This window comes from Burkholderia sp. BCC0506 (assembly GCF_902833145.1).
In the GTDB taxonomy this organism is placed as follows: Bacteria; Pseudomonadota; Gammaproteobacteria; order Burkholderiales; family Burkholderiaceae; genus Burkholderia.
In genome coordinates this window covers 649,563-669,521 of sequence record NZ_CADFEN010000001.1, presented here as the reverse complement: position 1 = coordinate 669,521, position 19,959 = coordinate 649,563, and the positions used below count along the sequence as shown (strand labels likewise).

General features: G+C 70.4%; 17 protein-coding genes. 12 read left to right on the top strand and 5 right to left on the bottom strand.

Annotated features, from left to right (window positions below; all coding sequences use genetic code 11):
- Positions 1 to 111: 111 nt before the first annotated feature.
- The 5 genes from HWX62_RS02850 to HWX62_RS02830 all read left to right on the top strand — a co-directional run bounded on the left by HWX62_RS02850 (position 112) and on the right by HWX62_RS02830 (position 4,274).
- Complete coding sequence (locus tag HWX62_RS02850) at positions 112 to 1,470, top strand: Rieske 2Fe-2S domain-containing protein (protein WP_175929945.1); 1,359 nt, start codon at positions 112 to 114, stop codon at positions 1,468 to 1,470.
- Positions 1,467 to 1,955 (top strand): benzoate 1,2-dioxygenase small subunit, encoded by a 489-nt coding sequence (benB, locus tag HWX62_RS02845; protein WP_175929946.1) that lies wholly within the window; start codon positions 1,467 to 1,469, stop codon positions 1,953 to 1,955. The genes HWX62_RS02850 and benB overlap by 4 nt, the downstream gene beginning before the upstream one ends.
- A 39-nt stretch (positions 1,956 to 1,994) precedes the next feature.
- Positions 1,995 to 3,017 (top strand): benzoate 1,2-dioxygenase electron transfer component BenC, encoded by a 1,023-nt coding sequence (gene benC / locus HWX62_RS02840; protein WP_175929947.1) that lies wholly within the window; start codon positions 1,995 to 1,997, stop codon positions 3,015 to 3,017.
- Positions 3,014 to 3,790: a benzoate diol dehydrogenase BenD gene (gene benD, locus HWX62_RS02835; protein ID WP_175929948.1), complete on the top strand. Its 777-nt coding sequence runs from the start codon at positions 3,014 to 3,016 to the stop codon at positions 3,788 to 3,790. Before benC ends, benD begins: the two co-directional genes overlap by 4 nt.
- A gap of 85 nt (positions 3,791 to 3,875) precedes the next feature.
- Complete coding sequence (locus HWX62_RS02830) at positions 3,876 to 4,274, top strand: RidA family protein (protein ID WP_175929949.1); 399 nt, start codon at positions 3,876 to 3,878, stop codon at positions 4,272 to 4,274.
- 82 nt (positions 4,275 to 4,356) lie between these two features.
- Here HWX62_RS02830 and HWX62_RS02825 read toward each other — a convergent pair whose 3' ends face one another.
- Genes HWX62_RS02825 through coxB form a run of 4 tightly spaced genes read right to left on the bottom strand, consistent with a single transcriptional unit; the run spans position 4,357 to position 10,043 of the window.
- The gene (locus HWX62_RS02825; RefSeq protein ID WP_175929950.1) at positions 4,357 to 5,940 is read right to left on the bottom strand and encodes a cytochrome c; all 1,584 of its coding nucleotides are present in this window, start codon (positions 5,938 to 5,940) and stop codon (positions 4,357 to 4,359) included.
- Positions 5,931 to 6,332: a cytochrome C oxidase subunit I gene (locus HWX62_RS02820; protein ID WP_175929951.1), complete on the bottom strand. Its 402-nt coding sequence runs from the start codon at positions 6,330 to 6,332 to the stop codon at positions 5,931 to 5,933. Before HWX62_RS02820 ends, HWX62_RS02825 begins: the two co-directional genes overlap by 10 nt.
- Positions 6,329 to 8,968 (bottom strand): cytochrome c oxidase subunit I, encoded by a 2,640-nt coding sequence (ctaD, locus tag HWX62_RS02815; RefSeq protein ID WP_175929952.1) that lies wholly within the window; start codon positions 8,966 to 8,968, stop codon positions 6,329 to 6,331. The genes HWX62_RS02820 and ctaD overlap by 4 nt, the downstream gene beginning before the upstream one ends.
- Positions 8,969 to 8,981: 13 nt before the next feature.
- A complete protein-coding gene (coxB, locus tag HWX62_RS02810) occupies positions 8,982 to 10,043 on the bottom strand; it encodes a cytochrome c oxidase subunit II (protein WP_175929953.1) in 1,062 nt (353 codons plus the stop codon).
- A 290-nt stretch (positions 10,044 to 10,333) separates the two neighbouring features.
- Here coxB and HWX62_RS02805 point away from each other — a divergent pair, with 290 nt between their 5' ends.
- Positions 10,334 to 11,329, top strand: a complete 996-nt coding sequence (locus HWX62_RS02805) for an SDR family oxidoreductase (protein ID WP_175929954.1) — start codon at positions 10,334 to 10,336, stop codon at positions 11,327 to 11,329.
- Between the two features lie 5 nt (positions 11,330 to 11,334).
- Positions 11,335 to 13,113: a glycoside hydrolase family 15 protein gene (locus HWX62_RS02800; protein ID WP_175930163.1), complete on the top strand. Its 1,779-nt coding sequence runs from the start codon at positions 11,335 to 11,337 to the stop codon at positions 13,111 to 13,113.
- 30 nt (positions 13,114 to 13,143) lie between these two features.
- On the opposite strand, the gene HWX62_RS02795 is transcribed toward HWX62_RS02800, so the two are convergent.
- Positions 13,144 to 14,979 (bottom strand): thiamine pyrophosphate-requiring protein, encoded by a 1,836-nt coding sequence (locus tag HWX62_RS02795; RefSeq protein WP_175929955.1) that lies wholly within the window; start codon positions 14,977 to 14,979, stop codon positions 13,144 to 13,146.
- A gap of 131 nt (positions 14,980 to 15,110) precedes the next feature.
- Here HWX62_RS02795 and HWX62_RS02790 point away from each other — a divergent pair, with 131 nt between their 5' ends.
- The 5 genes from HWX62_RS02790 to HWX62_RS02770 all read left to right on the top strand — a co-directional run bounded on the left by HWX62_RS02790 (position 15,111) and on the right by HWX62_RS02770 (position 19,878).
- Positions 15,111 to 16,211: an enolase C-terminal domain-like protein gene (locus HWX62_RS02790; protein ID WP_175929956.1), complete on the top strand. Its 1,101-nt coding sequence runs from the start codon at positions 15,111 to 15,113 to the stop codon at positions 16,209 to 16,211.
- Between the two features lie 19 nt (positions 16,212 to 16,230).
- Positions 16,231 to 17,082, top strand: a complete 852-nt coding sequence (locus HWX62_RS02785) for a hypothetical protein (protein ID WP_175929957.1) — start codon at positions 16,231 to 16,233, stop codon at positions 17,080 to 17,082.
- Positions 17,079 to 17,744 carry a gluconate 2-dehydrogenase subunit 3 family protein gene (locus tag HWX62_RS02780; RefSeq protein WP_175929958.1) on the top strand — a complete coding sequence of 222 codons (666 nt, stop codon included), beginning with the start codon at positions 17,079 to 17,081 and terminating at the stop codon, positions 17,742 to 17,744. Before HWX62_RS02785 ends, HWX62_RS02780 begins: the two co-directional genes overlap by 4 nt.
- Positions 17,731 to 19,401, top strand: a complete 1,671-nt coding sequence (locus HWX62_RS02775) for a GMC family oxidoreductase (RefSeq protein ID WP_175929959.1) — start codon at positions 17,731 to 17,733, stop codon at positions 19,399 to 19,401. The genes HWX62_RS02780 and HWX62_RS02775 overlap by 14 nt, the downstream gene beginning before the upstream one ends.
- A gap of 93 nt (positions 19,402 to 19,494) precedes the next feature.
- Positions 19,495 to 19,878 carry a DUF305 domain-containing protein gene (locus tag HWX62_RS02770; RefSeq protein WP_175929960.1) on the top strand — a complete coding sequence of 128 codons (384 nt, stop codon included), beginning with the start codon at positions 19,495 to 19,497 and terminating at the stop codon, positions 19,876 to 19,878.
- Positions 19,879 to 19,959: the final 81 nt, after the last annotated feature.

The window sequence follows — 19,959 nt, the reverse complement described above, 5'->3', positions numbered from 1 at the left end:
CGGCGGCACGGCGGCGCGTGTGCGTCACCGCTGCCGGCCGGTCCCCGAGATTCAACCGATAACGATGCGAGCGTGCTTGCAGGACGCGGCACGCGCATGGAAGGAGCCATCATGTCCGTCACCATCGACCCTGCGAACGAACTGGATCACCTGCTGGACACCGCCGTGCAGGATGACAAGGAGGCCGGCATCTTCCGCTGCCGCCGCGACATCTTCACGAATGCGCGACTGTACGAGCTCGAGATGAAGCACATCTTCGAGGGCAACTGGGTGTACCTGGCGCACGAAAGCCAGATCCCGGAGAACAACGACTACTACACGACCTGGATCGGCCGCCAGCCGATCGTCATCACGCGCGACAAGACGGGCGAGCTGCATGCGGTCATCAATGCATGCGCACACAAGGGCGCGATGCTGTGCCGCCGCAAGCACGGCAACAAGGGCAGCTTCACGTGCCCGTTCCACGGCTGGACGTTCTCGAACACGGGCAAGCTGCTGAAGGTGAAGGACGAGAAGACGACCGAGTACCCGGTGCAGTTCAACACGCACGGCTCGCACGACCTGAAGAAGGTCGCGCGCTTCGCGAACTATCGCGGCTTCCTGTTCGGCAGCCTCAATGCGGACGTGCTGCCGCTCGAGGATTATCTTGGCGAGGCGCGCGTGATCATCGACCAGATCGTCGACCAGGCGCCGAACGGGCTCGAGGTGCTGCGCGGCAATTCGTCCTACATCTACGAAGGCAACTGGAAGATGCAGATGGAGAACGGCTGCGACGGCTATCACGTGAGCACCGTGCACTGGAACTATGCGGCGACGATGGGCCGCCGCAAGGAAGACGGCACGAAGGCCGTCGACGCGAACAGCTGGAGCAAGTCGGTCGCGGGCGTGTACGGCTTCGAACACGGGCACATCCTGCTGTGGACCAAGACGATGAACCCGGAAGTGCGGCCCGTGTACCGGCATCGTGACGAGATCGAGGCGCGCGTGGGCGACGTGCAGGCCGACTTCATCGTGAACCAGACGCGCAACCTGTGCGTGTACCCGAACGTGTTCCTGATGGACCAGTTCAGCACGCAGATTCGCGTGGTGCGGCCGCTCGCGGTCGACAGGACCGAAGTCAGCATCTTCTGCTTCGCGCCGAAGGGCGAGAGCGACGCCGACCGCACGACGCGGATTCGCCAGTACGAGGATTTCTTCAACGTGACCGGCATGGGCACGGCCGACGATCTCGAGGAGTTTCGTGCGTGCCAGGCCGGCTACGCGGGTATCACGGCGATGTGGAACGACCTGTCGCGCGGCGCGCCGCTGTGGATTCACGGTCCGGACGAGAACGCGAAGAAGATGGGGCTGAACCCGAGGATATCGGGCGAGCGCAGCGAGGACGAAGGGCTGTTCGTGTGCCAGCACGAACACTGGGTGAACGTGATGCGCGATGCGCTGAAGAAGGAACGCGCGGAGGTGGCGGCATGAGCTTCGATTACCGGACGATTTGCGCGGCGCTGTATCGCGAGGCACGCCTGCTCGACGATCGCGAGTGGGACGAATGGCTGACCTGCTACACGGAGGACGTCACGTACTGGATGCCCGCGTGGGACGACGACGACCGGCCGACCGACGATCCGCACAGCCAGATCTCGCTGATGTACTACGCGGATCGCGGCGGCCTCGAGGATCGCGTGTTCCGGATCAAGACCGAGCGCAGCGGCGCATCGACGCCCGAGCCGCGCACCAGCCACAACGTGACGAACGTCGAGGTGCTGGCCGAACGCGACGACGCGGTCGACGTGCGCTACAACTTCCACACGCTGAACCACCGCTACCGCGTGACCGACCACTTCTTCGGCACGATGTTCGTCACGCTGCGCCGCGCGGGCGACGCGCTGCTGATCTCACGCAAGAAAATCGTGCTGAAGAACGACTACATCCGGCAGGTGCTCGACGTCTATCACGTCTGACACCGTTGGTTTGTCATGAAAGGAAGTGGAGGTGACGCGATGTCCAGCTACAAGATTGCATTGAATTTCGAGGACGGGGTAACCCGCTTCATCGACTGCAAGGCCGGCGAGAAGGTGCTCGACGCGGCCTTTCGCGCGAAGATCAACCTGCCGATGGATTGCTCCGACGGCGTGTGCGGCACCTGCAAGTGCCGCGCCGAAAGCGGCCGCTACGACCTCGGCGACGACTACATCGACGATGCGCTCACCGAGGACGAGAAGGACGGCGGCCTCGTGCTGACGTGCCAGATGGTGCCGCACGGCGATTGCGTGATCGCGGTGCCGACGTCGTCGGTCGCGTGCAAGACCGGGCAGAGCGCTTTCGCCGCGACGGTCACGAAGGTCGAGCAGCACAACGATGCGGCCGTCGTGCTCGAACTCGACGTCGGGGCGAGTGCACCGGCGTTCTTGCCGGGCCAGTACGTGAACATCGGCGTGCCGGGCAGCGGCCAGCATCGCTCGTATTCGTTCTCGTCCGCGCCGGGCGACACGAAGGTCGGCTTCCTGATCAAGAAGATTCCAGGCGGCGTGATGAGCACGTGGCTCGAATCGGCCGAGCCCGGCGACACGCTCGAACTGCACGGTCCGCTCGGCAGCTTCTACCTGCGCGACGTGCAGCGGCCGCTGCTGTTCCTCGCCGGCGGCACGGGCCTCGCGCCGTTCCTGTCGATGCTCGAGGTGCTTGCGCGCAACGGGTCGCAGCAGAAGGTGCACCTGGTCTACGGCGTGACGCGCGATCTCGATCTCGTGCTGGTCGACGCGATCGAGGCGCTGGCCGCGAAGCTGCCGAACTTCAGCTTCGCGACGGTCGTTGCCGACGCGGCGTCGAACCACGCGCGCAAGGGCTGGGTCACGCAGCACATCCCGGCCGACGCGCTGAACGACGGCGACGTCGACGTGTATCTGTGCGGGCCACCGCCGATGGTCGACGCGGTGCGCCAGTATTTCGACGACGCAGGCGTGAAGCCGAACAGCTTCCACTACGAGAAGTTCACCCCGAACGTCACGGCAAAGGCGGCATGACCATGCAACGATTCTCCGACAAGGTGGTCGTCGTCACCGGCGCGGCGCAGGGCATCGGTCGCGGCGTCGCGCTGCGCGCGGCGGCCGAGGGCGGCAGGGTGCTGTTCGTCGATCGTGCGGATTTCGTCGCCGAGGTGGCGGCCGAAGCGAGGGGTGGCGACGCGGCCGGCTTCGTCGCCGATCTCGAAACGTACGAAGGCGCGCATGCGGCGATGGCGCACGCGGTGCAGACGTTCGGCGGCATCGATGTCCTGATCAACGGCGTCGGCGGCGCGATTCGCATGCGGCCGTTCGCCGAGTTCGAACCGGCGCAGATCGACGCGGAAATCCGCCGCTCGCTGATGCCGACGCTCTACGCGTGCCATGCGGTACTGCCGCACCTGATCGCGCGCGGCGGCGGCACGATCGTCAACATCTCGTCGAACGCGACGCGCGGCATTCGCCGCGTGCCGTATTCGGCGGCGAAAGGCGGCGTGAATGCGTTGACGTCGGCGCTCGCGATGGAATATGCGGAACGCAACATCCGTGTCGTCGCCGCCGCCCCGGGCGGCACCAGCGCGCCGCCGCGCCGCGTGCCGCGCAATGCGGCCGGCGACACCGAGCAGGAACAGGCATGGATGGGCGAGGCCGTGCGGCAGGTGACCGAATCGACGTACTTCAAGCGCTACGGGAGCCTCGACGAGCAGATCGCGCCGATCCTGTTCCTCGCGTCGGACGAGGCGAGCTACATCACCGGCACGGTGCTGCCGGTGGCGGGTGGCGATACGGGTTGAACGGCGTACTGCTTGCCGCTATTCATCGACAGCGTTGATCGACAACCAGACGGCCGGCGCGACGCCGCCGGCCACGGAGACATCCATGCGTGAACGCAAAGCCATCGTTCCGGCGGGAATGGAAGCGGTGTACGAAAAGATCGGCTATGCGCCGGGGCTGAAGGTCGGCGATACGCTATACGTATCCGGCCAGATCGGCCGCGACGCGGCGATGCAACTGGTCGCGGATCGCGAAGCGCAGATCGTGCAGGCGTTCGAGAACCTGAGGCTCGTGCTGGCCGCGGCCGGCGCATCGTTCGACGACGTGGTCGACCTCACGACGTTTCACACCGACATGCGCGACCTGCCGCTGTTCATGCAGGTGCGCGACCGCTATTTCCACGCACATCCGCTGCCGGCGTGGACGGCCGTCGGCGCGCACATGCTCGGCGGCGCGCCGGGCTATATCGTCGAGATCAAGGCGGTGGCGGTGCTGGCGCGCTGATCCGGTTCGTCGATGAAGTCAAGCTCGCGTAGCGGGACAACCGATATCGAATCATCGGCAATCGCCGAACGGTTTCGACGCGCTACCTGTGTATCGCCCCCCGCAACCGCCGCACCTCCCGCTCCGACACCGGCGCGGCGCGATTCCCCCACGCGCCGCGCACGTAGCTGACCACCGCGGCGATTTCGTTGCTCGTCAGCGCACCGCGCATCGCGGGCATCCGCTGCACCGGCCCCGGCTTGCCGGGTGTGGGCCGCGCGCCTTCGACCACGATCCGGATCGTGCTGGTCGGATCGGCCGCCAGCACGATCGAGCTGCCGGCGAGCGCCGGCCCGCGATCGCGGACGCCTTGACCTTCGGCGCCATGGCAACGCGCACAGAACCCCGCATACACGCCGGCCCCCGGCGCCTGCTGGCCGCTTTCCGGCCGCGGGCCGGCGGCCGTGAGCCGCGGCACGCCCACGCCCAGCGGATTCGTCGCCGCAGTCGGTTGCGCGGGCAACGACTTCAGGTACACGGCGATCGCCTGGCGGTCGGCATCCGTCAGCAACGCGGTGCTTTCGCCGACGACCGGCGCCATCGCGCCGAACACCGCGCCGTGCGCCGCATGGCCGCTGCGCAGGAACGCGGCGATGTCGTCGGCCGACCAGCGGCCGAGGCCGTCCGGGTCCGCGCCGGTCAGGTTCGGCGCGAACCAGTGATCGTTGATGCCGCCGGTCAGGAACGCGGGGCTGCGCTCGTCGTAGCCGCGTTCGTTGTAGGCCGGCCCGCGCGGCGTATGGCAGGCGCCGCAATGGCCGAGCCCCTGCACGAGATACGCACCGCGATTCCATTGTGCCGATCGCGACGGCTGCGGCACGAACCGGTCGCGGTTCGCGAACGCGAGGCTCCAGAGCCCGAGTGCCCAACGCTGATTGAACGGAAACGGCAGTTGCGTGAGTTTGGCCGCGTTCGCGGAGGGCGCGACGCCGCGCATGAAGTACGCATACAGTGCGCGCACGTCGTCGTCGGTCAGGTGCGCGAGCGACGGGTACGGCATCGCCGGATACAGCCGGCTGCCGTCGGCGCGCACGCCGCGCCGCAACGCATCGTCGAACTGACGCAGTGTGTAGTGGCCGATCCCGTGCGTCGGGTCCGGCGTGATGTTCGGCGCATAGATCGGCCCGAACGGCGAATTCACCGGCTGGCCGCCCGCGTACGGCGTATGGTCGGCCGCGTCGTGGCACGCGGCGCAATCGCCGGCGAGCGCGAGATAGCGGCCGCGCGCGAGCGTCGCGGCGTCGGCGCTCGCGGCCGCCGCGGCGATGACCGGGCGGCGGGCGGTCGAGGCGGAAGCCGCATCCGGCGGCGGGGTGGACGCCGCGGACGTTGGCGCATCGGCCACCGACGCGTCCCGGTCGCGTGACAGCCGCCGGTCGTCCTTCGCGCGCGCGGACATCGACGCCGCTGCATCGGCCGCCGACGCACGGATCCGCACGAACCGCCAGCCCGACGCGGGCTCGGGCGCTTCCGCCGCCGACGCGGCGTCTGCCGCATCGCCGGGTGCGGCCGCGTTGTCGTCGCGCTGCATGTCGCATCCGCAGAGCGCGACGCACACGGCGAACGCGACGCGCGCGCGGCGGCCCGGAACCTGGAACGGCAACGAAGCGAGCGAGATCAGCGCCATGGACTGCAAGGCCCCACGAAAGCGGTGACGATCCCCGTAAACACCAGACCGATCACGAAGCCGAGCGCGGCGAGCATCCCGCAGCGCGCGAGAAAGCGCGTACTGTCGTCGCGGGTCACGACCGGCGCATCGGCATCGTGCCGGCGCCGCCACGCGCGCGCGAGCCATGTCGCACAGGCCGCGGCCAGCGCGAACGCGCCCGCGGCGATCAGCGCGAGCCACACGCCGACGTGGGCCCAGCGCGGCACGGCCTGCGCGACACCGAGCGGATAGCATGCGGTGGACGCGAGCGTTTCGGACACGAGCATCTGCGCGAACCACAGCGCGGGCGCGCCGACGAGGCCGGCGGCGATCGCGAGCAGCGGTGTCCATGCGCGTCGGGCGTCGTTCATCCCGTGCTCCTCAGCCAGAACGGCGAGACGTACAGCGCGGTGAAGATGAACAGCCACACGATGTCGACGAAGTGCCAGTAGAGCCCGCCGACCGTCAGCGCGACGCGCCGGTCGCGGCCGAAGAAGCCGGCGGCCGTCCACCCGGCGAGCAGCGCGAGGATCGCGAGACCGGCGACGACGTGCGCGAGGTGGAACCCGGTGATCGTGAAGTAGAGGCTGCCGTACAGATGCGCGGTCGGGCCGTACGGATGGTCGCGCCATTCGTGCAACTGGACCAGCGCGAACGCGGTGCCGAGCACCAGCGCGACGACGAGCATCGCGACCGCGCGCGCGTGCCGGTCGGCCCGCACCGCGCGCTCCGCAAGCCACACGAACACGCTGCTCGACAGCAGCACGGCGGTGTTGGCGGCCGCGAGCCCGATCTTCGGCAGCCCTTCGGGCGGCCACGGCGCGGACCACTGCGACTGCAGGTAGAAATAGCAGAACAGCAGGTAGCCGAACAGCCCGGCCTCGGTCACGATCAGCGTGAGCACGCCCCACCAGCCGCCCGCGCGCTCGCCGCAACTGCCGACCGGCAGCGGCTCGATGCACGCAGCCGGCGCGCCGGCCGGCACCGCCGCCGACGGCGGTTCGTCCGGATGAAGCCCGGCGGCCGCGGCGGGCGCCGGCGTGTCGACGCGGGCCGGCAGGCGCGCGCGTTGGCCGAGTTCGCGGCGCGGCCACAGCCACGCCGCGGTGGCGATCGCGCAACCGGCTGCGGCCACGCAGACGAGCGCAGGCGAGCGCGCGAGCATCGCCGCGAACACGGCGGTCGCGAGCAGCGCGAGCACGAACGGCACGCAGCTGTCCTCGGGCATCTTCAGGATCGCGCTGGGCGCGGCGGCGAGCGGCGTGACCGCGAGCGCCTCGCGCCCGTGCGCGAGCCGGTAGCCGACCCGCAGGCTGGTGCGTTGCGGATCGTCGCGGGTTTCCCATAGCGGATGCCGCGACGCGACGAGCGGCAGCACCGCGAAGTTGTACACGGGCGTGGGCGACGCGACCGACCATTCGAGGCCGGCCGCACCCCACGGGTTCTCGCCGGCGCGCACGCCGCGCCGCGCGCTCACCAGTGCGTTGACGACGAACATCGCGATGCCGATCCCGAACACGAACGAGCCGATCGTCGTCAGCAGGTTCGACGTATCCCAGCCCATCCCCGACGGATAGGTATAGATGCGGCGCGGCATCCCGAGCAGCCCGGAGACGTGCATCGGGAAGAAGCCGAGGTTGAAGCCGACCAGCACGACCCAGAAGGTCCAGCGGCCGAACCGCTCGTTCATCATCCGCCCGGTGAACTTCGGGAACCAGTACGCGACGCCGCCGAGCACCGGAAATACGTTGATGCCGAGCAGCACGTAATGCAGGTGCGCGACGACGAAGTACGTATCGGTCAACTGCCAGTCGAGCGGCACGGCGGCAGTCATCACGCCTGACACGCCGCCGATCACGAACATCAGCACGAAGCCCGCGAAATACAGGAACGGCGTGCGGAATACCGGGCGGCCGGTCCAGATCGTCGCGATCCACGCGAACACCGCCACCGCGCTCGGAATCGAGATCAGCATGCTCGCGGCGCCGAAGAACGCGAGCGCGAGCGGCGCGATGCCCGTCGCGAACATGTGGTGGACCCACACCTCGAAGCCGATCAGCATCGTCGCGACCGTCGACACCGCGACGGCCTCGTACGCGACGAGCGGCCGCCGGCAGAAGGTCGGCAGCGCGTCGGACACGATCCCCATCGCCGGCAGCACGACCACGTACACCCACGGATGCGCGAACATCCAGAACAGGTGCTGCCACAACAGCGGCCGGCCGCCGTGCGCGACGTCGAAGAAGTGCGTGCCGGCATTGCGGTCGAGCCACAGCAGCAGGAACGCGAGGCTCACCGACGGCACCGCGACGAGGTTCGCGACCGACGCGGTGAGCGTGCCCCACACGATGATCGGCAGCCGGTCGATCGACATGCCGTGCGCGCGCATGCGCAGCAGCGTGACGACGAAGTTCGCGGCGCCGCCCGTCGTCGAGATGCCGAGCAGGATCATCCCGAGCGCATAGATGTCGATGTTCGCGCCGGCGCTGTAGTCGAGCGACGTGAGCGGCACGTAGTTGAACCAGCCGCCGTCCGGCACCGCGCCGAGCGGAAAGCTCGCGTACAGGAACAGCCCGGCGAACAGGAACGCCCAGTACGAGAACGCGTTCAGGCGCGGAAACGCCATGTCGCGCGAGCCGAGCATCAGCGGCCACAGGTAGTTCGCGAAGCCGGACAGCACCGGCAGCGCGTACAGGAAGATCATCGTGACGCCGTGCATCGTGAACAGCGAGTCGTATTGCGCGGGCGTGAGCACCGTTGCGTTCGGGCGCGCGAGCTGGATGCGCATCACGAGCGCCTCGACGCCGCCGAGCAGCAGGAACGCGAACGCGGTGACGATGTAGCGCAGCCCGATGCGCTTGTGATCGACGGTGCCGAGCCAGCCGCGCCAGCCGGGTTCCGATTCCCACAGCTCGGCCAGCGCGTGCTCGTGCGCGGAACCGGGCGGCGCTTCGCCGAGATCGGGTACGCGGCTGAGCGGGGTGGGCGTGTCGCGGGCAATGGCCATCGGCATCCTCGGTTCAGTGCAGCGTCGCGAGATACGCGGCGAGATCGTCGGCGTCGCGCGGCGCGAGCGCGATCGACGGCATCAGCGACTGCGGCTTGATCTGCTGCGCATGCGCGATCCAGCGGCGCAGGTTGTCGGGCGTGTTGTCGAGCGTGCCGGCCGCGAGCAGCCGGCGCGTGCCGACGTGCGTGAGATCGGGGCCGGCGTCGCCCGCCGCGTCGGTGCCGCGCACCGCGTGGCAGCCCGCGCAGCGCGCGGCGAACACGCGCTGGCCGCGACGCTCGGAGCCGGCGGCCGCCGCGGGTGCGCGGGCCGGCTGCCGCTGCGCGGCGCGCCACGCACGAAACGCGGCCGGCGGTTCGGCCACCACCTCGAACGCCATGTGCGCATGCTGCGCGCCGCAGTATTGCGAACACTGCCCGCGATAGACGCCCGGCCGGTCGGCCTGCAGCCATTGCCGGTTCGTCTGGCCGGGTATCGTCTGCGTCTTGCCGGCGAGTTGCGGCACCCAGAACGCGTGGATCACGTCGGCGCTCTTCAGTTCGATCGCGACGGGCTCGCCCACCGGAATGTGGATCTCGTTCGCCGTGACGAAGCCCGGGCCGTCCGCATCGTCCGGATAACGAACGGCCCACCACCAGTCTTGCGCGGTCACCACGATCGTCAGCGCGGGCGGTCGCGGCGGTGCCGCGACCGCGCCCAGCACGCGCAGCATGTACACGAGCGCGCCGAACAGCAGCAGGATCGAGATCGCGGTGCCCATCGTCACGATCGTCAGGCCGCTGCCGTGGCCGCCGCCCGCCTGTGAACGACGACGAAACAGCGCGATCAGCAGCAGCACGGCGATCGCGACGCAGACGAACGTGCACAGCGCGAGCAGCGCCCAGCCGAGCACGAAAACCGGCTGCGCGGCGGGGCCGGCCGCTTGCGCCACGTAGGCGAGCGGCAGCGGCGCGGCCGGATTGCCGGGCGCCGCAAGCTCGCTGGCCGCGCACGGTGCGATCGGCACGATCGCCCACGCGAACGGCGCGAGGCGTGCGATACGACGCGATTTCCTGGACGGCGGGACGAGCAATGCGGCTCCTTGCCGGCTTCGCCGGCATGACGACAACCGTTCGCGGCAGAGCAATCTTCGTGCGCGCGCGATTTGCGCGGGGCGGCCGCGACGCGGCGCAATGGCGCGCTTCGATGGCCGGTGCGTTACAGCGGGCTTGTAAATTGGGCGACCGTTCGCGGCACACGCCGGAGCACGCCGGACCGCGTGGCCGGCGGCATGCCGTTTGCTGAGCCGATCGCGTTCCGGCCCGATGCGGCGCGAAAGCGTCGGCGGCGCGCCGGCTCTCATCGAAACGGGAGGAACCGACCGTGAAGACCGTCGCGATCACGGGCGCGAGTGCCGGCGTCGGCCGCGCGACCGCCCACGCGTTCGCGCGGCGCGGCGCGGACGTCGCGCTGCTCGCGCGCGATCCGCGTGCGCTGCACGACACGGCGCGCGAGGTGCGCGCGTACGGCGTCCGCGCGTTGCCGATCGCCGTCGACGTCAGCGATGCGGCCGCGCTCGACGCGGCAGCCGAGCGGATCGAACACGAACTCGGGCCGCTCGACGTATGGGTCAACAATGCGATGGTCACAGTGTTCGCGCCGTTCGGCGCGATTGCGCCCGAAGACTACGCGCGCGTGACGAACGTCACCTATCTCGGCTGCGTCTACGGCACGCGGGCCGCGCTCGCGCGGATGGCCGCGCGCGACCGCGGCACGATCGTGCAGGTCGGCTCGGCGCTCGCGTACCGGTCGATTCCGCTGCAGACGCCGTACTGCGGCGCGAAGCACGCGATCCGCGGTTTCACCGACGCGCTGCGCTGCGAGCTGCTGCATGCACGCAGCCGCGTGCGCGTGACGATGGTCCAACTGCCCGCGATCGACACGCCGCAGTTCGACTGGGCCGAATCGACGCTGCCGCATGCGCCGCGTCCGGTCGCGCCGGTCTATGCGCCGGAGGTGGCGGCCGACGCGATCGTGCACGCCGCCCGGCATCCGTGCCGCGAGCGGTGGGTCGGCTGGTCGTCGCTCGCGGCGATCGTCGCGAACGGCATCGCGCCGGGCTGCTTCGACCGGTATCTCGCGCGTACCGCCGTGCGCGGCCAGCAGCGCGCGGCGCCGGCCGGCCCGCGCCCGTCGAACCTGTGGGCGACCGTGCCGGGCCGGCATGCGACCCGCGGCGCATTCAGCGACGAAGCGCGTCGCACCGGCGTGGCGGCCGGGCTCGGCGCGTCGCGCGCGCTCGCGTTCGGCGCGGCCGTCGCGGTGCTCGCGGCCACGTGTGCCGCCGTGTTTGCCGCCGCGCGCAAATGGAACCGGTGAGCGCGATGCGGATCGAGGACTACGCGCTCGTCGGCGACGGCCGCGGCGCGGCGCTCGTCGCGCGCGACGGCAGCATCGACTGGCTGTGCTGGCCGGACTTCGATTCGCCGCCGTGCTTCGCCGCGCTCGTCGGCACGCCGGACAACGGCCGGTTCCGGATCGCGCCGCGCGAGCGCGATACCCGCGTCACGCGCCGCTACCTGCCGGGCACCGCGATCCTCGAAACGACGTTCGAAACCTCGTCGGGTGGCGTCTCGATCACCGACTGGATGAGCTGGAACGCGCCCGATCCGTGCCTGATCCGCAGCGTGAAGGGCGAACGCGGGACGGTCGACATCGACGTCGATCTCGGCGTGCGCTTCGACTACGGCAGCGCGCTGCCGTGGTGCCGGCGTTTCGGCCGGCGCTGGCGGATGATGACGGGCGGCGACGCGATGTGGCTCGACACGGATGCGCGGCTCGACGTGCAGAGCGACCGGCTGGTCGGCACGCGGCGGATCGCGGCGGGCGAGCGGGTGGAATTCTGCATCAGCTACGCGCGCTCGTTCGACCCGGCGCCGGCCGTGCCCGATGCGTACGCGTCGCTGCACGACACGCACGCGTTCTGGCGCGTCTGGTCGAAGTGCAACGCCGCGCAGGGCCCGCATCGCGATGCGATCGAACGCGCGCTGATCACGGTGAAGCTGCTGTCGAGCCTGCGCACCGGCGGGATCGTCGCGGCGCCGACCAGTTCGCTGCCCGAGCGCTTCGGCGGCAAGCGCAACTGGGACTACCGGTTCTGCTGGTTGCGCGATGCGAGCTTTACGCTGCGCGCGCTGGTGCGCTGCGGCTATCGCGACGAAGCCGCGCGCTGGCGCGACTGGCTCGTGCGTGCGATCGCCGATCATCCGTCGCAACTGCAGGTGCTGTATGCGGCCGACGGCGGCCGGCGCGCGGCCGAGTGGCAGGCCGCGCATCTGGCCGGCTATGAAGGCGCGCGGCCGGTGCGCTTCGGCAACGCGGCCGCCGACCAGTTGCAGCTCGACGTGTACGGCGAGGTGCTCGGCGCGCTGTACCAGGCGCGCCGGCACGGGCTGCCGCCCGACGACGACGCGTGGATGCTCGAGCGGCGCCTGCTCGAACATCTCGCGACGATCTGGCAGGCACCGGACGAAGGCATCTGGGAGGTGCGCAGCGGCCGGCATCCGTTCACGTCGTCGAAGGTGATGGTATGGGCTGCGGTCGAAAGCGCGTACCGTTCCGCGCGCGCATTCGGCCACCATGCGCCGCTCGACGTGTGGCGGCGCTGGGCCGACGCGGTGCGCGCGGAGGTGCTGGAGCGCGGCTACCATGCGCGGCTCGGCCGCTTCGTCGACCGCTTCGACGGCGACGGCATCGACATCAGCCTGTTGCTGATTCCGCTGACGGGGATGCTCGATGCGTCCGACCCGCGCGTCGTCGCGACGGTCGCCGCGATCGAGCGCGAGCTGATGGACGACGGCTTGCCGTTCCGCTATCGCCCGCCGCGCTTCGCCGACGGCTGCGAAGGCGACGAAGGCGCGTTTCTGGCAGCCGGCTTCTGGCTCGTGCAGGTGTACCGGATGCAGGGGCGCGACGCCGACGCCCACGCGCTGTTCGACCGGTTGCTCGGCTTGCGTAACGACGTCGGGCTGCTGTCCGAGGAATACGACGTGAAGGCGCGGCGCCTGTGCGGGAATTTCCCGTTCACGCTCGCGCAGGTCGGGCTCGTGAATGCGGCGCTCGCGCTGCAGGGCGACGGGCGGGACGATGTCGACATCGGCTAGGTGTCGAGCGTGTCCCGCACGACGCTTGCCTCACGATTCGTTTTTCCCTCCGTTGCCGCGCTTGTCGCCGTGTTCGCCGCTGCCCGGCAGCACGGCCGACAGCACCTGCCGCGCGGTCTCGACGATCACGTTGGCTTCGCGCGCGTCGCCTTTCACCAGCGTTTCGGCGAAATGCTTCGCCTGCTGCAGCGTCACGTGCGGCGGCAGCGGCGGCACCTCGGGGTCGCTCTTCACTTCGAGCACGACCGGCCGGTCGGACGCGAGCGCTTCGTCCCACGCGGCGCCGAGCTGTTCCGGATCGTCGACGTAGATGCCCTTGAGGCCGAGCAGCGTCGCGAAGCGGTAGTACGGCACGTTCGGGATCTGCTGCGACGCGTCGAACTTCGGGTCGCCTTCCATCACGCGCTGCTCCCACGTGACCTGGTTCAGGTCCTCGTTGTTCAGCACCATGCAGATCCAGCGCGGGTCGGGCCACTGGCGCCAGTATTTGGCGACCGTGATCAGCTCGGCCATGTTGTTCATCTGCATCGCGCCGTCGCCGACCATCGCGATCACCGGGCGCACCGGATGCGCGAATTTCGCGGCGATCGCGTAAGGCACCGCGGCGCCCATCGACGCGAGCCCGCCGGACAGCGACCCCATCATCCCGCGCCGCATCATCAGGTCGCGTGCGTACCAGTTCGCGCAGGAGCCCGAATCGCTCGTCAGGATCACGTCGTCGGGCAGGCGCGGCGACAGCTCGGTAAACGCGCGCTGCGGATTCACGCCGCGCCCGGCGCTGGCCTTCGCGGCCGCGCGGGCCGCGAGCGTCTCGTGCCAGTCACGGTTCCATGTCGCGATCCGGTCGCGCCACGCGGTATCGCGACGTTCGTTCAGCAGCGGCAGCAGCGCGCGCAGCGTCTCGGCGCTGTCGCCGACGAGGTTCACTTCCATCGGGTAGCGCAGGCTCAGCATGTCGGCCTTCAGGTCGATCTGCACGCCGCGCGCCTGGCCTTCCTTCGGCAGGAATTCCGAATACGGAAAACCGGAGCCGACGACCAGCAGCGTGTCGCATTCGGTCATCAGCTCGTAGCTCGGCTTGGTGCCGAGCAGCCCGATCGAGCCGGTGACCCACGGCAGGTCGTCCGGCAGCGCGGCCTTGCCCAGCAACGCTTTCGCGGCGCCCGCGCCGAGCCGGTCGGCCACCGCGATCACCTCGTCGGTCGCCTTCAGCGCGCCGGCGCCGACCAGCATGGCGACTTTCGACCCCGCGTTCAGCACGTCGGCCGCGCGCCGCAGGTCGTCCGCATACGGCACGACTTTCGGCGCCGTGTAGCCGACCCCCGAATGCACGGTGCCGTGCGCGCGCTTCGGCGGCGCGTAGTCGAGCTCCTGCAGGTCGTTCGGCAGCACGAGCGCGGTGACCGTGCGCGCACCGAGCGCGGTGCGCACCGCGCGGTCGACCAGGTGGCGCACCTGGCCGGGCACCGTCGCAAGCTGAACGAATGCGCCCGCAACGTCCTTGTAAAGCGCCGGCAGATCCACTTCCTGCTGGTAGTGGCCGCCGAGCGCCGCGCGCGCCTGCTGGCCGACGATCGCGAGCACCGGCATGTGGTCGAGCCGCGCGTCGTACAGGCCCGTCACGAGATGCGCGGCGCCGGGGCCCGACGTCGCGACGCAGACGCCCAGCTCGCCTGTAAATTTTGCATGCGCGGACGCCATGAAGGCCGCCATCTCCTCGTGGCGCGCCTGGATGAATTCGATCTTGCCGTCCGCGCGGTTCAGCGCGCCGAAAAAGCCGTTGATGCCGTCGCCCGGGTAGCCGTAGATGCGGCGCACGCCCCAGTCGTACAGCCGCTCGACGATGAAATCCGCCACTGTCGCCATGCCGTTTCTCCTTGGTTCGGAATGAGCCGATGCGACGCAGCCGCGCAAGGCACGTGCCGCGCCGCATGCGCCGGGCACAGCGGTTGCACGCGGCAGGGGCAGGCAACATGCCAACTGACCGGAGCGCAACGATGGCACTTTCCGCCGCACCGGCGATCGACGACGTGCGCGCTCGCGCGTACCGCGTGCCGACCGACCGGGCCGAAGCCGACGGCACCTACGCATGGACGGCAACGACGGTCGTCGTCGTCGAGATCGACGCGGGGCCCGTGACGGGGCTCGGCTATACGTACACCGACGCGAGCGCCGTGCCGCTCGTGGCGTCGCTGCTGGCCGGCGTGCTGCGCAACCGGCCGGTGGTGGACATCCCGGCCGCCGTCGACGCGCTGTGGCGCGCGGTGCGCAACGTCGGCCGAGGCGGGATCGCCGCGACCGCGATTTCGGCGCTCGACGTCGCGTTGTGGGACGCGAAGGCGAAGCTCGCCGACGTGCCGCTCGCGTTGCTGCTGGGCCGCCTGCGCGAGCACGTGCCGGTGTACGGCAGCGGCGGCTTCACGACTTACGATGCGCCGACGCTCGCCGCGCAGCTCGACGGCTGGCGGGCCGAAAACGTGCGCGCGTGCAAGATCAAGATCGGCGTGGAGGATGCGCGCGATCCGTCGCGCGTGCGCGCGGCGCGCGACGCGCTCGGGCCCGGCGTGGACCTGTTCGTCGATGCGAACGGTGCGTATGCGCCGCGCACCGCGCTCGCGTTCGCGCAGGCCGCCGCCGATTACGACATCCGCTGGTTCGAGGAGCCCGTCAGCAGCGACGACGTCACGGGCTTGCGGTTCGTGCGCGAGCATGTCGGCGCGCGCGTCGACGTCGCGGCCGGCGAGTACGCGTATACGCCCGACGATTTCCGCCGCTTGCTCGAAAGCCGCGCGGTCGACGTGCTGCAGGCCGACGCGACGCGCTGCGGCGGCGTCAGCGGTTTTCTCGCGGCCGCGGCGCTGGCCGACGCGCACCACGTCGACCTGTCCGCGCATTGCGCGCCCGCGCTGCACCGGCACGTCGGTTGCGCGGCGCCGCGCCTGCGCCACGTCGAATGGTTTCACGATCACGTGCGCATCGAGCGGATGCTGTTCGACGGCGCGCCGCGGCTCGTCGACGGCGCGCTCGAGATCGACGCGACGCGCGCCGGGCTCGGCCTCGAATTGCGCGCCGCCGATCTGCTGGATCTCGCGCCTTGAATCCCGACGAGGAGGAACGATGCGACACCCCCGACATCGCGCCGCCGAGCGCGACCGGTTGCTGGCCGACGCCGCGCGGCTGCTGAACCGCAGCGCGCTGCTGCTGGCCGGCTCGGTGCTCGCCGACAGCGGCGTCGAGCACTATCGCGGCACGTTTCACAATCGCGCGATGCTCGCGCCGCTCGCGATGTCGACGCTGTCGGTGATCGCGAGCGTGCACGGCCATGCGGACGACACGCCCGCGCGCCACCGGTTGCGCGACGCGGTGCACGTCGCATCCGCCGCGGTCGGCGTCGCCGGCTCCGTGTTCCACCTGTACAACGTGACGAAGCGGCCGGGCGGGTTCAGCTGGCACAACCTGTTCTATGGCGCGCCGCTCGGCGCGCCGTTCGCGCTGTTGCTGTCGGGCGCGCTGGGCGCGGCCGGCGAGCGGCTGCGCGAGAGCCCGGCCGACGCGCCGCGGCTCGCCGGAATGCCGGCCGGTCGCGCGCTGGCCGGGCTGGTGACGGCAGGGCTCGTCGGCACGCTCGGCGAAGTCGGTCTGCTGCATTTTCGCGGCGCGTTCCAGCACCGCGCGATGTACGCGCCGGTCGTCGTGCCGCCGGTGGCCGCCTTGGCGACCGCGCAACTCGCGCTGTCGCGCCCGCGCGCCGACCGGCGCTTCTGCCGCGGGTGGCTGCGCGCGACGGCCGTGCTCGGGTTCGTCGGCGTCGCGTTCCATGCGCGCGGCATCGCGCGGCAGATGGGAGGCTGGCGCAACTGGTCGCAGAACCTGCTGTCGGGCCCGCCGCTGCCGGCGCCGCCGAGCTTTACCGCGCTCGCGATCGCGGGGCTCGCCGCGACCGCGCTCGCCGAACGGGAGGCGCCATGAGCGACGCGAACCGCAAGCCCGCCGTGCTGCCGCGCTATCCGGGTTACGACGTGCTCGCCAAGCGCGATACGCCGTCGTGGAACGACGCGACGCGGCGTGCGATCGACGCGCGCCTGCGCGTGGCGGCCAATGCGCCGCGTCATCTGGATCCCGAGCGATTCGCGACGCTCGGTGCGCTGTGCGCGCGCATCGTGCCGCAACAGCCGGGCGGCGCGGGCGCGATTCCGACCGCTGCATTGGTCGACGCGCGCCTCGCGGCCGACGACGGCGACGGCTATCGCGATGCGCGCCTGCCGCCGCTGCGCATCGCGTGGCAGACGGGTCTCGCCGCGCTCGACGCGATGGCGCGGCATGCGCATGGCTGCCCGTTCGCGGCGCTCGGCGAGACCGACGCCGACGCGTTGCTGCACGCGGTTCGGAAAGGCCGCGTCGATCCGCAGATAGCGCCGGCCTGGGCCGGCATGGACCCGCACACGTTCTTCACGAAGCGCGTGCTGATGGATATCTGCGGCGCCTACTACGGCCATCCGTTCGCGTGGAACGAGATCGGCTTCGGCGGCCCCGCGAGCCCGCGCGGCTACGTGCGGATGGACTTCAATCGGCGCGACCCGTGGGAAGCGGACGTCCGCATGGAGGAGGGCGATCGCGATGACCGCCGCTGAACCGCTGTCCGCCATGACGCCGCGCGGCCGCGACGGCCGTGCGCCCGATCCGTTGCGGGTTGGCGGCTGGTCGCCGATGCGGATGTTCCGCGACGACGACGCGGTCGATTTCGTGATCGTCGGCACCGGCGCGGGCGGCGGCACGCTCGCGTGCAAGCTCGCCGAATACGGTTTCTCCGTCGTCGCGCTCGACGCGGGCGCATGGTGGCGGCCGCTCGAGGAATTCGCGTCGGACGAGACGCATCAGCACAAGCTGTTCTGGACCGACGAGCGGATCTGCGACGGCGCCGATCCGCTCACGCTCGGCACCAACAACAGCGGCCGCGCGATCGGCGGCAGCACGGTTCACTTCGCGATGGTGTCGCTGCGGTTCCGGCCCGAGTGGTTCCGCTCGCGCAGCGCGCTCGGCTACGGCGTCGACTGGCCGCTCGACTGGCGCGAGATGTGGCGCTACTACCGCGAGGTCGAACAGGCGCTGAAGATCAGCGGGCCGGTGAACTACCCGTGGGGCCCGCCGCGTCCGCGCTATCCGTATCGCGCGCACGAACTGAACGCGGCCGCGCTCGTGCTCGCGCGCGGCGCCGACGCGATGGGCATCGACTGGACGCCGACGCCGCTCGCGACACTGTCGGCGCCGCGCGGCCGCGCGCATCCGTGCGTGTATCGCGGCTTCTGCATCGCCGGCTGCGCGACCAACGCGAAACAGAGCGCGCTCGTCACGTGGATTCCGCGGGCGGTCGCGGCCGGTGCCGAAGTGCGCGATCTCGCGATGGCGCTGCGCATCGAGGCCGAGGGCGACCGCGTGACCGGCGTGCACTACGTGCGCGACGGCCGCACCCGGTTCCAGCGCGCGCGCAACGTCGTCGTCGCCGGGTATGCGATCGAGACGCCGCGCCTGTTGCTGCTGTCCGCGAACGGGCGGCATCCGCAGGGGCTCGCGAACAGCGCCGGCCTCGTCGGCCGCTACCTGATGGCGCAGCTCAACCAGGCGTCGTGGGGGACGATGGACGACGAAGTGCGCTGGTACAAGGGGCCGCCGTCGCTGTCGATCACCGAGCACTGGAACTACGCGGACGAGGGCAAGGATTTCTTCGGCGGCTACTGCTGGATGAGCCAGGGGCCGCTGCCGATCGAATGGGCGCGCAAGGTCGCCGCGCGCGGGCTGTGGGGCGATGCGCTCAAGCGCGAGATGGCGCGCTACAACTTCCAGGCCGGCCTGAAGATCGTCGGCGAGACGCTGCCGCGCGCGGAGAACCGCGTGACGCTCGCCGACGAACGCGACGCGTTCGGGCTGCCGGTCGCGCGCGTCACCTATTCGTACGACGACAACGACCGCCGGATGATCCGCCACGCGCTCGCGCAGATGGGTCGTTCGCTGGAAGCGGCCGGCGCGCGCGACATCTGGCACGAGGAGGACGACACGTGCCATCTCGCCGGCACCGCGCGGATGGGCGACGACCCGGCGACGAGCGTCGTCGATGCCGATTGCCGCTGCTGGGACATCCCGAACCTGTGGGTGTGCGACGGCTCGGTGTTTCCGACGGTGGGCGGCGTGAATCCGTCGCTGACGATCCAGGCGATCGCATGCCGTACCGCCGACCGCATCCGCGCGCTCGTCGCACGCGGCGACGCGCATGCGCGGGCGCGATGGCGATAAAGCATCTCGCGCCGCCTCCGCCGTTTCAACGCGTGCGATCGAGAGGGCACTGCCGTACGCGAACCGTTCAATCTCTTGTCGAGGAATCGTCTCATGTCTGCATTCAATCGTTCATCCCTGCGCCGCCATGCAGCCGGCGCACTGCTGGCGGCGTGCGCATCGGCACTGCCCGCGGCGGCACAGTTGCGCCCGCCCAATCCGGCCAGCGTGCCCGACACGTCCACGCAGGCGTTCAAGCGTGCCGACCGAAAAATGATGGAAGCGATGGAAAGCGCGCCGTACACGGGCGACGCCGATCGCGATTTCGTCGCGCACATGGCGCCGCATCACCAGGGCGCGATCGACATGGCGCAGGTCGAGCTGAAATACGGCAAGGACCCGACGCTGCGTCAGCTCGCGAGCCGGATCGTCGCCGCGCAGCGCGACGAGATCGCGCTGATGGAGCGCTGGCAGAAGGAGCACGGCAAGACGCCGTGACCCGCGATGCGAGACGGCAACACGCAGCCGGCCGCGCCGGCGGTTCCGCATCCGGCACGCGGCAACGGCGGACACGCAACG

Excerpts from the sequence above, each read along its gene's own strand:
- HWX62_RS02785 (WP_175929957.1), top strand. The coding sequence starts at position 16,231 with ATGCGACACCCCCGACATCGCGCCGCCGAGCGCGACCGGTTGCTGGCC.
- HWX62_RS02770 (WP_175929960.1), top strand. The coding sequence starts at position 19,495 with ATGTCTGCATTCAATCGTTCATCCCTGCGCCGCCATGCAGCCGGCGCA.
- benB (WP_175929946.1), top strand. The coding sequence starts at position 1,467 with ATGAGCTTCGATTACCGGACGATTTGCGCGGCGCTGTATCGCGAGGCA.
- ctaD (WP_175929952.1), bottom strand. The coding sequence starts at position 8,968 with ATGGCCATTGCCCGCGACACGCCCACCCCGCTCAGCCGCGTACCCGAT.
- benD (WP_175929948.1), top strand. The coding sequence starts at position 3,014 with ATGACCATGCAACGATTCTCCGACAAGGTGGTCGTCGTCACCGGCGCG.
- HWX62_RS02775 (WP_175929959.1), top strand. The coding sequence starts at position 17,731 with ATGACCGCCGCTGAACCGCTGTCCGCCATGACGCCGCGCGGCCGCGAC.
- HWX62_RS02780 (WP_175929958.1), top strand. The coding sequence starts at position 17,079 with ATGAGCGACGCGAACCGCAAGCCCGCCGTGCTGCCGCGCTATCCGGGT.
- HWX62_RS02825 (WP_175929950.1), bottom strand. The coding sequence starts at position 5,940 with ATGGCGCTGATCTCGCTCGCTTCGTTGCCGTTCCAGGTTCCGGGCCGC.
- benC (WP_175929947.1), top strand. The coding sequence starts at position 1,995 with ATGTCCAGCTACAAGATTGCATTGAATTTCGAGGACGGGGTAACCCGC.
- HWX62_RS02795 (WP_175929955.1), bottom strand. The coding sequence starts at position 14,979 with ATGGCGACAGTGGCGGATTTCATCGTCGAGCGGCTGTACGACTGGGGC.
- HWX62_RS02850 (WP_175929945.1), top strand. The coding sequence starts at position 112 with ATGTCCGTCACCATCGACCCTGCGAACGAACTGGATCACCTGCTGGAC.
- HWX62_RS02790 (WP_175929956.1), top strand. The coding sequence starts at position 15,111 with ATGGCACTTTCCGCCGCACCGGCGATCGACGACGTGCGCGCTCGCGCG.
- HWX62_RS02820 (WP_175929951.1), bottom strand. The coding sequence starts at position 6,332 with ATGAACGACGCCCGACGCGCATGGACACCGCTGCTCGCGATCGCCGCC.
- HWX62_RS02830 (WP_175929949.1), top strand. The coding sequence starts at position 3,876 with ATGCGTGAACGCAAAGCCATCGTTCCGGCGGGAATGGAAGCGGTGTAC.
- HWX62_RS02800 (WP_175930163.1), top strand. The coding sequence starts at position 11,335 with ATGCGGATCGAGGACTACGCGCTCGTCGGCGACGGCCGCGGCGCGGCG.